The sequence below is a fragment of the Sphingobium sufflavum genome (genome assembly GCF_021403115.1).
Classification (GTDB): Bacteria; Pseudomonadota; Alphaproteobacteria; order Sphingomonadales; family Sphingomonadaceae; genus Sphingobium; species Sphingobium sufflavum.
On record NZ_JAJSSH010000002.1, the window covers coordinates 319,476 to 333,331 of the forward strand.

General features: G+C 68.3%; 11 protein-coding genes. All 11 read left to right on the forward strand.

All coding sequences use genetic code 11. The features are described 5' to 3' along the window. The first annotated feature begins 94 nt into the window (after positions 1–94). Positions 95–1,288, forward strand: coding sequence for an FtsW/RodA/SpoVE family cell cycle protein (locus tag LWE61_RS04785; RefSeq protein WP_234149070.1), 1,194 nt, complete (start codon positions 95–97; stop codon positions 1,286–1,288). Continuing rightward, the gene (gene murG / locus LWE61_RS04790) at positions 1,285–2,451 is read left to right on the forward strand and encodes an undecaprenyldiphospho-muramoylpentapeptide beta-N-acetylglucosaminyltransferase (protein ID WP_234148889.1); all 1,167 of its coding nucleotides are present in this window, start codon (positions 1,285–1,287) and stop codon (positions 2,449–2,451) included. The genes LWE61_RS04785 and murG overlap by 4 nt, the downstream gene beginning before the upstream one ends. Beyond that, positions 2,448–3,878, forward strand: coding sequence for a UDP-N-acetylmuramate--L-alanine ligase (murC, locus tag LWE61_RS04795; protein ID WP_234148890.1), 1,431 nt, complete (start codon positions 2,448–2,450; stop codon positions 3,876–3,878). Before murG ends, murC begins: the two co-directional genes overlap by 4 nt. Further along, positions 3,878–4,093, forward strand: coding sequence for a hypothetical protein (locus tag LWE61_RS04800; RefSeq protein WP_234148891.1), 216 nt, complete (start codon positions 3,878–3,880; stop codon positions 4,091–4,093). Before murC ends, LWE61_RS04800 begins: the two co-directional genes overlap by 1 nt. Then, positions 4,090–5,010, forward strand: coding sequence for a UDP-N-acetylmuramate dehydrogenase (gene murB, locus LWE61_RS04805; RefSeq protein ID WP_234148892.1), 921 nt, complete (start codon positions 4,090–4,092; stop codon positions 5,008–5,010). The genes LWE61_RS04800 and murB overlap by 4 nt, the downstream gene beginning before the upstream one ends. Next, the gene (locus LWE61_RS04810; RefSeq protein ID WP_234148893.1) at positions 5,007–5,975 is read left to right on the forward strand and encodes a D-alanine--D-alanine ligase; all 969 of its coding nucleotides are present in this window, start codon (positions 5,007–5,009) and stop codon (positions 5,973–5,975) included. Before murB ends, LWE61_RS04810 begins: the two co-directional genes overlap by 4 nt. Further along, entirely contained in the window at positions 5,972–6,976 is a 1,005-nt protein-coding gene (locus LWE61_RS04815; RefSeq protein WP_234148894.1) for a cell division protein FtsQ/DivIB, read from the forward strand. The genes LWE61_RS04810 and LWE61_RS04815 overlap by 4 nt, the downstream gene beginning before the upstream one ends. A 2-nt stretch (positions 6,977–6,978) precedes the next feature. Continuing rightward, a complete protein-coding gene (ftsA, locus tag LWE61_RS04820; protein ID WP_234148895.1) occupies positions 6,979–8,241 on the forward strand; it encodes a cell division protein FtsA in 1,263 nt (420 codons plus the stop codon). Between the two features lie 143 nt (positions 8,242–8,384). Beyond that, positions 8,385–9,911 carry a cell division protein FtsZ gene (gene ftsZ, locus LWE61_RS04825; RefSeq protein ID WP_234148896.1) on the forward strand — a complete coding sequence of 509 codons (1,527 nt, stop codon included), beginning with the start codon at positions 8,385–8,387 and terminating at the stop codon, positions 9,909–9,911. A gap of 561 nt (positions 9,912–10,472) precedes the next feature. Then, on the forward strand, positions 10,473–12,623 hold the full coding sequence (locus LWE61_RS04830; RefSeq protein WP_234148897.1) for a tetratricopeptide repeat protein: 2,151 nt from the start codon (positions 10,473–10,475) through the stop codon (positions 12,621–12,623). A gap of 35 nt (positions 12,624–12,658) precedes the next feature. After that, positions 12,659–13,813, forward strand: coding sequence for a deoxyguanosinetriphosphate triphosphohydrolase (locus LWE61_RS04835; RefSeq protein WP_234148898.1), 1,155 nt, complete (start codon positions 12,659–12,661; stop codon positions 13,811–13,813). Positions 13,814–13,856: the final 43 nt, after the last annotated feature.

Consider the following 13,856-nt stretch of genomic DNA (forward strand, 5'->3'; position numbering starts at 1 on the left):
CGGGCGCAAGGGACCGGCCTCCGGTGAGCGGAGCGGCGAGCAGGCCGCCGACGCGATGCGCAAGCTGCTGCCCGCGATCCGCGACCGGGCCAGCATGGCGGGCCGTCCGCTGCCGCGTGAGCGCACCGCGCTGTCCATCTGGTTCTGGGAGATCGACCGGGTTCTTCTCGCGCTGATCGTCGTGCTGATCGCCATCGGGCTGGTCGCGGTGGCCGCCGCGTCACCCGTCGCGGCGATCGACCGTTCGACCAGCAGCGTCGCGGTCAACCCGCTCCATTATTTCTACCGCCAGATCCTGTGGGTCGGGGCGGGTCTGGTCGTCATGCTGTTCGTCAGCATGTTGCCCCGGCAGGAGGCGCGGCGGCTGGCGATGGGCATGGCGGTGTTCTTCTCGCTGCTGCTGATGCTGGTGCCGGTCATCGGGACGGAAGTGAACGGCGCCTATCGCTGGATCGGGTCGGGCATGTTGCGGTTCCAGCCATCGGAGTTCCTCAAGCCCGTCTATGTGGTCACGTTGGCGTGGATGCTGTCATTGCGCGCAAAGGATAAATCGCTGCCGGTGATCCCGCTGAGCGGGGCGATGACGGCGGTGATCGGCGGCCTGTTGATGAAGCAGCCGGATTTCGGCCAGACGGTGATCTTTCTGGGCGTATGGGCCGTGCTGTTGATGCTGAGCGGCATTTCGATGAAGGCCATCGGCGGGCTGATCGGCGCGGGCGTCGGCGGGCTGGCGCTGATGTACCTGCTCTATGACAATGGCCGCGACCGCATCAACCAGTTCCTGGGCCTGAGCGCGGATGCGGCGGGCGGGCCGACGCAGGTGGACCTGGCGCGCTCCACCATCACCAGCGGCGGCCTGATGGGCGTGGGGCCGGGCGGGGGACAGGCGAAATTCCACCTGCCCGAAGCGCATACCGACTATATCTTCTCCGTCGTGGGGGAGGAGTTCGGCCTGCTGGCGTGCATCGCCATCGCGCTGGTCTATCTGGCCATTGTGGTGCGGGTGCTGCTGCGCCTGCTGGACGAGGATGAGCCGTTCATCGTGCTGGCCTCCGCCGGGCTGGTCGCGCAGATGGCGATTCAGGCGATCATCAACATGGGCGTGAACACGCAACTTTTCCCGTCCAAGGGCATGACCTTGCCGTTCATCAGCTATGGCGGGTCGTCGATGATCGCGCTGTCCATCGGTGTCGGCCTGTTGCTGGCGTTCACGCGGCGCAACCCGTATATGGCCAAGACCCCCTATGGGCAGCGCGCCAGTTATGCGCCACAATGGAGCGGCCGATGAGCGTTTCCCGCCACTATGTCCTCGCCGCCGGTGGCACCGGGGGCCATGTGATGCCCGCCCATGCCGTGGCGGAGGAACTGATGGCGCGCGGGCACCATGTCGCGCTGGTCACGGACGAGCGGGGCGCGAAGATCCCCGGCATCTTTGAAAAGGCGCAGACCCATATCCTGCCCGCGGGCCGGATGAGCGGCGGGCCGGTCGGATGGGTCAAGGGCGCGCGTGCGATCATGGCCGGGCGCGACATGGCGCGGCGGCTGTATGACGTGTTCCGTCCGTCGGTGGTGGTCGGTTTCGGCGGATACCCCGCGCTGCCCGCGCTGCTGGGCGCGTTCAAGGAGGGCATCCCCACCATCGTGCACGACCAGAATGCGGTGCTGGGCCGGGTCAACCGGCTGGTCGCGGGCAAGGTCAACGCCATTGCCACCGCCTATCCCGACGTGCAGAAACTGGCGAAGCGCCATGGGCACAAGGTGCATCTGGTCGGCAATCCGGTGCGCGACAGCGTGCTGGCGCTGCGCGAGGAGGATTTCCCCGCCTTTACCGAGAATAGCGTGTTCCGCATCCTCGTCACCGGGGGCAGCCAGGGCGCGACCATATTGTCGAGCGTGGTGCCGGAGGGCCTTGCGCTGCTGCCCGTGTCGTTGCGCCGCCGGTTGCAGGTGACGCAGCAATGCCGGGCGGAGGACATCGACGCGGTGCGCGCGCTCTATGCGAAGATGGAAATCCCGGCCGACCTGGCGACCTATATCGAGGATATGCCGACCAAGCTGGGCTGGTCCCATCTGGTCATCGCCCGCGCCGGGGCCTCCACCATCGCGGAGCTGACCGTGGCGGGGCGGCCCGCGATCCTGATCCCGCTGCCGTCCGCGATGGACGATCACCAAACCTATAATGCGCGCGAGATGGCGAAGACGGGCGGCGCCCGTTCCATCCCGCAAAGCGCCTTTACCCCCGTGGAGCTTGCCAAACAGATGCAGAAGCTGGCGATGGAGCCTGGCGCCCTGGAAAATGCCGCGCGGCGTGCGCGCGAGTGCGGGCGGCCCGATGCGGTGCGGGACATGGCGGACCTGATCGAAAGTTTCGGCGTCGCGCCGATCACCACCAACGTCCTGAAAGTCGCGCCCGCCAAGCCCGTTTCGGGTATACAGGGAGTCCCCGCATGAAGGGCGTCGCAACCGACATCGGCACCATCCATTTCATCGGCATCGGCGGCATCGGCATGTCCGGCATTGCCGAGGTGATGGCCAATCTGGGCTACACCGTGCAGGGGTCCGACGTGGCCGAGGGCTATGTGGTCGAGGGCCTGCGCAAAAAGGGCATCAAGGTGATGATCGGCCATAAGGCCGAAAATCTGGGCGATGCGGCGGTCGTCGTGACCTCCACCGCGATCAAGCGCGGCAACCCGGAGGTCGAGCTGGCGCTGGAGAAGCGCGTGCCGGTCATCCGCCGCGCGGAGATGCTGGCGGAACTGATGCGCCTGAAATCCACCGTTGCGGTGGCGGGCACGCATGGCAAGACGACGACGACCTCGATGATCGCGGCGTTGCTGGACGCGGGCGGGATCGACCCCACGGTCATCAACGGCGGCATCATCAATAATTATGGCTCCAACGCGCGCCTCGGTGCGGGCGACTGGATGGTGGTGGAGGCCGACGAGAGCGACGGCAGCTTCCTGCGGCTGGACGGCACGGTGGCGGTCGTCACCAACATCGACCCGGAGCATCTGGACCATTATGGCAGCTTCGACCGGGTGAAGGACTGTTTCGTCGAGTTCGTCGAGAATGTGCCCTTCTATGGCGCGGCGATGCTGTGCCTCGACCATCCCGAAGTGCAGGCGATCCTGCCGCGCGTGCAGGACCGGCGGATCGTCACCTATGGCTTCTCCGCCCCCGCCGACATTCGCGGCGAGAATGTGGTCCCCTATGCGGGCGGCAATATCTTCGACGTGCAGGTGCGCGAGCGGGACGGCAGCGTGCGGCGGATCGAGGGCATCGACCTGCCCATGCCGGGTCGCCATAATGTCCTGAACGCCATGGCGGCGATTGGCGTGGCGCTGTTCCTGGGCATCCCGGACGCCACCATCCAGTCGGGCCTGTCGGGCTTCGGCGGGGTCAAGCGGCGCTTCACCAAGGTGGGAACCGTTGCCGTGGGCGACGGCGAGGCGACGGTGATCGACGATTATGGCCATCACCCGGTCGAGATCAAGGCCGTGCTGGCCGCCGCGCGCGAGGGCGCCAAGGGGCGGGTCATCGCAGTGGTGCAGCCGCACCGCTTCACGCGCCTGCGCGATCTGATGGAAGATTTCCAGCAGGCGTTCAACGATGCGGATGGGGTGTATGTGACCCCGGTCTATCAGGCGGGCGAGCAGCCGATCGAGGGCGTGGACGCGGATGCGCTGGTCGCGGGCCTGAAGCGGCGCGGGCATCGCGCGGCGACGACCGTGGCGGACGCGGATGCGCTGGCCGTGGCGCTGGCGGCGGACATCCAGCCGCATGACATGATCGTGTGTCTGGGCGCGGGCGACATCACCAAATGGGCGGCGGGTCTGGCGGACGCGGTCAAGGCGCGGCGCGAGACGGAGACGGCCTGATGCGTGACCTCCTGACCGCAGGTCTGGCGACCCAGAAGATGCTGCTCGACATGCAGGCGGGGCAGATCCGCCTGTTCGAGGCCATGCTGAAGGCCGTGCCGACGCTGGCTCGGACGCCCGTGCAGCAGCGTGTGCAGGCGACGCTGGACGATGTGGTCGCGGCGCAGGGCAAACTGGCCCGGACATGGATGGGTCTGGGGGCTGTGTCGCGATGACGACCAGCTCCGCCCTGATCGCAGGCGATGCCGTGCGCGGGAGCCTGAAGGCCGCCGCGCCGCTGGCGCCGCTTGTCTGGTTCAAGGCTGGCGGGGCGGCGGAATGGCTGTTCGAGCCGAAGGATGTGGATGATTTGTCGGCGTTTCTGGCCGCGCTCGATCCGGCGGTGCCGGTCATGGCGCTGGGCCTCGGCTCCAACCTGATCGTGCGCGATGGCGGCGTGCCGGGCGTGGTCGTGCGGCTGGGCAAGCCCTTTTCCTTTGCGGAGAAGCTGGACGAGACGACCCTGCGCTGCGGCGGCGGAACATCGGGAATATTGGTGTCCTCCACGGCGCGGGATGCGGGTATTGCAGGGCTGGAATTCCTGCGCTCCATACCGGGCACGGTCGGCGGTTTCGTGCGGATGAACGGCGGGGCCTATGGCCGCGAGGTCAAGGATGTGCTGGTCGAGGCGGAGGTGGTGCTGCGCTCCGGCGAGCGGCGGGTGCTGGCGCTGGGCGAACTGGGCTACACCTATCGGCATAGCGCCTTGCCCGACGGGACCATCGTGGTGAGCGCGACCTTCCGGGCGGAGCGGGGCGAGCCGGCCGCGATCCAGGCGGAGATGGACCGGATCGCCGCCGCGCGGGAGGCCAGCCAGCCGCTGCGGTCGAAGACGGGCGGGTCCACCTTCAAGAATCCCGAAGGCCATAAGGCGTGGGAGCTGGTCGATGCGGCGGGCTGTCGCGGCCTGACCATCGGCGACGCACAGGTTTCCGAGAAACATTGTAATTTCCTGCTCAATCTGGGCGCGGCGACGAGCGCCGACATAGAGGCGCTGGGCGAAGAGGTGATACGGCGCGTGAAGGCACAATCGGGTGTGACCCTCGAATGGGAAATCCAGCGGGTTGGCCATTATGGGGAGGGCGCGGCATGAGCGGTCCCTGGCATGTCGCCGTCCTGATGGGCGGATGGTCGTCGGAGCGTCCCGTCTCGCTGATGAGCGGCGAGGGTGTGGCCAAGGCGCTGGAGGCGCGGGGCCATCGGGTGACGCGCGTCGACCTGGGAGCGACCCCGGCGGAGGGGCGCGACCTGCCCGCCAAGCTGATCGCCGCATCGCCCGACATTGTGTTCAACGCGCTGCATGGCGTGCCGGGCGAGGATGGCACGGTGCAGGGCCTGATGGACGTGATGGGCATCCGCTATACGCACAGCGGCCTGACGACATCGGTGATCGCCATTGACAAGGTGCTGACCAAGCAGGCGCTGGTCCCCCATGGCATCCCCATGCCCGGCGGCATGATCGTGAAATCGGACAGCCTGTTCGAGAAAGACCCGCTGCCGCGCCCCTATGTGGTCAAGCCGGTGAACGAGGGATCGTCGGTCGGCGTCGCCATCGTGACGGCGGAGGGCAATTATGGCCATCCCATCGGCCGCGAGACGGTGGGACCGTGGCAGGATTTCGAGGAATTGCTGGCCGAACCCTTCATCCGGGGGCGCGAACTGACCGTCGCCGTGCTGGGCGACCGGGCGCTGTGCGTGACGGAGTTGAAGCCCAAGGGCGGCTTCTATGATTTCGACAGCAAATATACCGACGGCATGACGGAGCACATCTGCCCCGCGCAGGTGCCCGACGATGTGGCGCAGTATATGATGGCGGTGGCGCTGCAATCGCACCGGCTGCTGGGTTGCAAGGGCACGTCGCGGTCCGATTTCCGCTGGGACGACACGCAGGGGATAGAGGGTGTCTTCCTGCTGGAGGTCAACACCCAGCCGGGCATGACGCCGCTGAGCCTCGTGCCCGAACAGGGCCGCTATATCGGGCTGGACTATGGCGCGCTGGTCGAGGCGATCATCGAGGAGGCGCTGGGCGTGCCCGCGCTGGCGGGGGGCGCGGCATGAACGGAGCGAAGATCAAGGGCGGGGCGGGCGTCGGCCGGGGCAGCCGCACGCCGTCGCCGCGCACGCGCCGCGCACCGCCGCGCCGCCAGACGAAGCTGGACCGGCTGATCGCGCTGCTGCCGGTCAGCGGCGAGACGCTGAGTCGGGTGCTGACCGGCGTGGTGGTGATGCTGGCGGCGGGCGTGCTGTGGATGACGGCGCAGTTTTTCGGCCTGCCCGCGATGGCGGGGCAGGAGATGGCGGCGCTGGCCGCGCGATCCGGCTTTCAGGTCGCCAAGGTGGAGGTGCAGGGCCTCAAGCGCATGGACGAGATGCCCGTCTACACGCTGGCGCTGGACGAGATCGACCGGTCGATGCTGTCCGTCGATCTGGCGGAACTGCGCGCGCGGGTGATGACGCTGGGCTGGGTCGAGGATGCGCGGGTGACGCGGCGCCTACCCAACACATTGGTCATCAACATCGTGGAGCGCGACCCGGTGGCGGTGTGGCAGCATGGCGGCAAGCTGAGCCTGATCGACGTCAATGGCGTGGAACTGGAGAAGGTCGATGGCCGATCCATGCCCGACCTGCCGCTGGTCGTCGGACCGCAGGCAAACCGGGAGACGAAATCGCTCCAGAACCTGATGGAGGCCGCACCGGCGCTGAAACCGCTGCTGGCGGGGGCGACATGGGTGGGCAACCGCCGCTGGGACTTGCGCTTTCAGTCGGGCGAGACATTGTCCCTGCCGGAGGGCGGGCCGTCCGCCGCCGCCGCGCTGATGAAGTTCGCGCAACTGGATGGCGTCAATCGCCTGCTGGGCCGGGGCATCGTGCGGTTCGACATGCGCGACCCGGAACGCTTCGTGCTGCGTATGCCGCCCGACCGCCGCACGGCGACGGGGGAGGCGGGCGCCAAGGACGCGGCGCCGGGTGCGACACCCAAGCTGGACAAGGGCGCCGAGCAGGATGAGCGGTCGCCGCGTCCGGCGGCGGCCCGCACCATGGGTTCCGGGGAGGCATAGGCATGGCAGGCCCGCGCGTAGAAAAACTCATCACCGCGATCGACGTGGGATCGTGGAAGGTCTCCGCTCTGATCGCCGGGCGGCAGGAGGACGGCACCCTCGTCATTCTGGGCACTGGCCAGCGGGAGAGCCGGGGCGTGCGCCGCGGCTTCATCGCCGACATGGAGCGCACCGAACAGGCGATCCGCGAGACGGTGGAGCAGGCGGAGAAGGTTGCCGGCACCAATATCGAAAGCGTCCATGTCAGCTTTTCCGGCGGCAGTCTGGTCAGCGACGTGATGTGCGTGGACATCGACATCGCCAACCGCCGCATCCAGCAGGCCGACGTGGACGAGCTGCTGGCGCGCGCGCGCGAGGGGGTGGAGCCGGACGGCCGCATGGTGCTGCACGCGCATCCCACCCTCTACACCATCGACACCACGGACGGCGTGCGCAACCCGGTCGGCCTGCATGCGGAGCGGCTGTCGGTCGACGTCCATGTGATGCAGGCGGACGGTGCGCCGCTGGCCAATCTGGAGCATTGCGTCCGCTCCGCCTATCTGAATGTCGAGGGCATCATCGCCGCGCCGGTCGCGACGGGCCTTGCCTGCCTGTCGGAGGAGGAGCGCGATCTGGGCGTGGCGCTGGTCGAGCTGGGCGCGGGCGTCACCAATGTCTCGCTCTTTTCGGGCGGGATGCTGGTCGACCTGCGCTCCATCCCGGTCGGTGCGGCGGATATTACCGACGACATCGCGTCCGCATTCGGCATAAGGCGCAGTCAGGCGGAGCGCATGAAATGCTTCTATGGCTCCGCCATGCAGTCGCGCCGCGATTTCCGCGAGATGATCGAGATCGCGCCCGCGACCGGCGGGGCGGAGAGCAATGACGGGCGCAAGGTGACGCGGGCCGAACTGGTCGGCGTGATCTGCGACCGGTTGGGCCGGTTGATGAAGGATGTGGCCGCCGCGCTGGAGAGCATGGGCTTTCAGGGGCCGGTGGCGCGTCAGGTGGTGCTGACCGGCGGCGGGGCGGAACTGAAGGGCATTGCCGACTATGCGCAGACGGCGCTGGGTCGGGCGGTGCGGATCGGGCGGCCCAAGGGGCTGGCCGCTCTGCCGGAAGCGCATGGCGGCCCGGCCTTTTCCACCCTCGCCGGGATCGCGTTGCATGTCGCGAGCAACCCGCTGGACCTGCGGTCGATCGCGCCCGCGACGACGACGGTGCACCGCACGGGTCGATCGGCCTGGTTGCAGCGCCTCATCACGGCGTTCCGCGCCAATTATTGATTTTCCCGCTCACGGCAGGGCACAGGGGCGGGGTTTTTACGATTTGGTTAAAAATGGGGGATGAAGTGGCGGCGGTAATGGTGCATGAATCAACAAAGGCACCTGACCGCTCCCGCCCGTGGCAGGTCGAAGGAGATAATTGAATGAGCATTGAGATCGGGCCGCCCCATGTGGATGAGCTGAAGCCGCGGATTACCGTCATCGGCGCAGGCGGCGCGGGTGGCAACGCGATCGCGAACATGATCGCGGCCGGGGTAGAGGGTGTCGATTTCGTCGTCGCCAACACCGACGCGCAGGCGCTGAACGCGTCGCCAGCGGAACGTCGCATCCAGCTTGGCCCCCGCATCACCGAGGGTCTGGGCGCAGGGTCGCGTCCCGACATCGGCCGCGCGGCGGCGGAAGAGACGATCGCGGAATTGCAGGAGGCGCTGGAAGGCGTCCATATGTGCTTCATCGCGGCCGGCATGGGCGGCGGCACCGGCACGGGCGCGGCCCCCGTCATCGCCAAGGCGGCGAAGGAAAAGGGCGTGCTGACCGTGGGCGTCGTGACCAAGCCCTTCACCTTCGAAGGCAATCGCCGGTCGAAGGCGGCGGACGCGGGCATTGAGGAGCTGCAAAAGCATGTCGATACGCTGATCGTCATCCCCAACCAGAACCTCTTCCTGATCGCCAACCCGAACACGACCTTCAAGGAAGCGTTCGAGATGGCCGACGAGGTGCTGCAACAGGGTGTGCGCGGCATCACCGACCTGATGATTATGCCGGGCCTCATCAACCTCGACTTTGCGGACGTGCGTTCCGTGATGGAGGAGATGGGCAAGGCGATGATGGGCACGGGCGAGGCCGAGGGTGACGGTCGTGCGCTGGCGGCGGCGGAGAAGGCGATCGCCAACCCGCTGCTCGACGGCGTGTCGATGCGCGGCGCCAAGGGCGTGATCGTGTCCATCGTCGGCGGCGAGGACATGCGCCTGATGGAAGTGGACGAGGCCGCGAACCACATCCGCGAACTGGTCGACCCGGACGCCAACATCATCTGGGGCAGCGCGTTCAACGAGAATCTGAACGGCAAGATCCGCGTGTCGGTGGTCGCCACCGGCATCGACGCCGATGCGGTGGTCGCAGCGGCGCAGCAGAGCAAGCCCTATGACTTCAAGCAGATGGGTGGCGGCCTGCGCGCGGCGTCCCCGGCGGCGGGCGCTCCGTCCGCTCCGGTCCCGGCGCCGACTCCGCTCGACCAGCAGCCGTTCGGCACGGAACCCGCCGCCGAGGCGCAGGGTCATGCGGAAGACCATCTGGCGGTGAGCGAGCCGGTGGCCAGGGCCCCGGAGCCTGTCGTGCAGGAGGACGTCGAGCTGCCGCCGGTCAAGACGCAGTCCTTCATCCGTGAGGAAGCGCCCGTAACCAAGAGCGACGAGCTGTTCCTGGACGAGAAGGCCGACGGCGATTTCGATGCGCTGGACCTGGGTTCCATCGCGCAGCGGCTGGAGCCTGAGCAGCCCGCCGCGCCCAAGGCCCCCGCAGGCCGGGGCGCAGCGGCCGGTGGCGGCACCCTGTTCGAGCGCATGTCGCTGCTCGCGCGGGGCGGCAGCGCCCGCGAGGGCGAGGCGGAGGAAGAGAAGAAGGGCGAGTTCGACGTGCCCCGTTTTCTCAACCGGCAGAACAACCAGTAAGCGAGATGAAGGAGGGGACGGGCAGGCGCTGGCATGTCCGTCCCTTTTTCGCAACCGGCCGTCGCAGCGGGGCATCCCGGCCCTGTCGAAGGGCGGGCATCGCGGCTAGAGATTTTTCGAAGCCGGTGGGACCATCTGCTGGCCCAGAAAATGCGGTCAATCAAAGAATTTAGCCCGGCCGATGCCATCGGAGCGGACTTTGCTCCGGGCCGGATCGGCCTGTCAGGCGGACAGGCCGGACGGGCGCCGGGCCTGTCGTCATGCACCCGGCGCGGGTTTTTCGCCCGGCGGTGCAGCCTGCGACAGGATGCGGTGTGCGGGGTCGTCACGATATGGTCCGTTTGCGCTCCCGTTCTCGCCCGGTCCTGTCATCGGGACAGGCCGGACATGTCGGCGTGTAGGGTGGCACAATTCGGGATGGTTCCATTCGGGATTGCGCCGTGCGGAATTGGTTTGTGCGGGAGGGCGGCATCTGGCCGGACGCCTTCCGCCGGGTGTCTTCCGGCAGGGCGCCGGGAAATTGAGCCGTTGAAATGATCCGTCGGAAATGAGGATGTCGCTGTGAAATTGACCTGGGGCGGTTCGGTATCGGGCCTTTCGGTGACGGCTTGTCTGGCGCTCTCCCTTCCCCTGTCGCTGGTATTGCCCCTGTCCACCGCGGTGGCGCAGACCGGTGCGATGGTGCAGGCGACACCCCCGGCCATGGCGGTGGAGCGGCTGAACCAGAACCTCACCCGCCTGTCGCGCCAGCCGACCGATACGGAGGCGTTGATCGGCGCGGGCATGGCCTCCTATGAACTGGGCGATGCGCAGGCGGCCAATGGCTTCTTCACGCGCGCCAACCTGGTCAATCCGCGCATCGGCCGGGTCAAGCTGGGGCTGGCGCTGGTGTCGGTCGCGCTCAAGCAGCCGCGCGATGCGGCGGCCTATTTCGACGAGGCGACCGCGCTGGGCGAGACGGCGGACGCCTATCTGCCGGAACGGGCGCTGATCTATGACCTGACCGGCCAGCAGGACAAGGCGCAGCGCGACTATGCGCTGGCGCTACGCGCGGACCCGGCGAACACCGACCTGATCCGGGGCTATGCGGTTTCGCTGGGCATTTCCGGCAAGGTCGATCTGGCCGAGGCGCAGTTGCGGCCCCTGCTGTACCGGAGCGACCGGGCGGCGTGGCGCGACCGCACGATGATTCTGGCGATGAACGGTCGCACGGCGGAGGCAAAACGCATCGCGCAGACCATCATGCCGCGCTCGTTGTCCGACGCGATGGAACCCTATCTGCTGCGCATGGGATCGCTGACCCCGGCGCAGAAGGCGGCGGCCACCCATTATGGCCAGTTCCCCGCCGATGGCCTGCGGCTGGCGACGGTGACATCGCCGCCGCCGACATCCGCCCCGGCGCGGGCCGATGCCACGGCCCGGCGCACGTCCCGCGACCGGCGCAAGGCCGCCCCCGCGACCGTGACGCCTGCGGCACCGGCCGAGGATAGCAGCCTGTTGGCCGCCATGCCGCGCGGCGATGCTCCGCCTGCGATGGTGCAGCCGATCCCGTCGCCCGGCGGCAGCGTGGGAGCGATGGCCAGCGCGCGGCCCGGTGACGACGATCCCGATGGCTACAGCGCGGCGGAACAGCGGCGCGTGGCGACGCGCGGCGTGATGACGATGGGCGGGACCATGGCGATGGCGGCCCCGGCGCAGGGGCCGGTCCCGACTGCCATGCCATCCTCGACAGCGGCGCCGGTGCCGTCGGGCGTTCGGGTGGCGGCGGTTTCGCCTGCCGCGAGGGCGCGGACGCCCGTGACGGTGCAGCCTGTGCAGGGCGGTGCGTCAGTCGCGACGGTGCAGCCGGTCGCTCAGCCATCGGCGGCTGCCGCGTCGCGTGTGGCCTCCGCCCCGTCGGGTGCGGGACCGGCGCCCTTTGTGCAGCCAACGCAACCGGCGGCGTCCGGTGCCGCGCGTCCGGTGCAGGGGCCGATGATGGGTGAGGGGGGGCAGCCGTCCGCCGTTCCGACGCCTGCGCCTGTTCCCACTCCCGCTCCCGCTCCACGTACGGCGGCGGTCGCTTCGTCGCCTGTTGCCCAGCCTGCGCCAGTCTCGGCACCGGCTTCGGCTCCCGTTCCGGCCTTGGCTTCGGCCCCCGGTCCGGTCACCGCGGAAGGGCCGCAGCCGGGCTTCAGCGTCGCGCCGGTTTCGGGGCCTGCGCCCGCGACGCCGTTGCGGACGCTGGCGGCGATCATGGCGGATATTCAGGTGTCGGACGATGCCGAACGCGCCGCCGCCGCCCCTGCGGTGGACCTGAACGAGGTCGCCCGAATCCAGGCGGCGAACAAGCGCAAGGCCGTCGCCGACAAGGCGAAGAAGGACGCCGCCGCCAAGGCGAAAGCGGAGGCCGACGCCAAGGCAAAGGCGGAGGCGGAGGAGAAGGCGCGGATCAAGGCCAATCCCGCGCGCATCTGGATACAGATCGCCACGGGGCGCGATCCCGCCGCGCTGGCGTTCGACATGCGCCGGTTGCGCAAGACCTATGCCGTGCTGGCCGACGAGAGCGCATCGACCGCCGAATGGGGTGCGACGCGCCGTCTGCTGGTCGGACCCTATGTCAGCGTGACCAAGGCGAAGGCGGTGCTGGGCGACCTCAAGAAGGCGGGCAGCGACGGTTTCGTCTGGCAGAGTGAGGCGGGTGAGGCGGTCACGCGATTGTCCGGCAAGTGACGGCGGTTACCGTGCCCGGCGGACCGGGGCGATGGATGGCACCCTATGCCAGCGATCCGGCGCAGAGCCGGGGGCGGGAACATGCCGAGCCGGGTGGGGCCGAACGGGGGCCACGCGACGCCTTTCAGCGCGACCGCGACCGCATCATCCACAGCATCAGTTTTCGCCGCCTGCGCCACAAGACGCAGGTGTTCGTCGCGCCCGACGGCGATCATTATCGCGTCCGCCTGACCCACAGCCTGGAGGTAGCGCAAATCGGCCGGACCATCGCGCGCGCGCTGGGCCTGAACGAGGATCTGACCGAGGCGCTGTGCCTGGCGCATGACATTGGCCATCCGCCATTCGGCCATGCGGGCGAGGATGCGCTGGAGGCGGTGCTGGCGGAGCAGGGCGGGTTCGACCACAACGCCCATTGCCTGCGGACATTGATGCGGCTGGAGACGCCCTATCCGCTGTTCGACGGCCTGAACCTGAGCTGGGAGACGCTGGAGGGGCTGGCCAAGCATAATGGCCCCGTCCTGAATCCGGGCTGGGCGATGCGGGAAATCGACGCGGCTTATCCGCTGGACCTGCACACATGGCCATCGCTGGAGGCGCAGGTGGCGGCGGTGTCCGACGACATCGCCTATGACAATCATGACATCGACGATGGCCTGCGCGCCGGGCTGCTGAGCATCGAGCAGTTGCTGGAACTGCCGCTGGTCGCGCGCGGGTGGGACCGGGTGCGGGCGCGCTATCCGCAGGTGGCGGAGCATCGGCTGGTGCGCGAGCTGATCCGCGACCAGATCGGCGTGATGGTCAATGACGTGATCGCCAGCACGCAGGCGGCCATTGCGGAGACGGGCGTCGGCGATGTGGCGGACGTGCGCGCCGCCGGGCGGATGATCGCGGGGTTCAGCCCGGCGATGGCGGAGGAGGAGCGGGGGCTGACCCGCTTCATGTATGCCAACCTCTATCACCACCCGGAGCAACTGGACGCCGCCGACCGGGCGGACCGGACGGTGCGGGGCCTGTATTCGGCTTATCGCGCCGATCCCGCGTTGATGACGCCGCGCTGGGCGGAGACGATTCCGGCGGAGGAACCGTCGCGCAGTCGCCACATCGGGGACTATATCGCGGGCATGACCGACCGCTATGCCACCCGCGCCCATGCCGAAATCTGTGGAAAAGACGAGCCAGTCATATCCTGATTCCCCTGATTTCCGGGGCTTTTGGTCTTTGGGGTGACGGCGG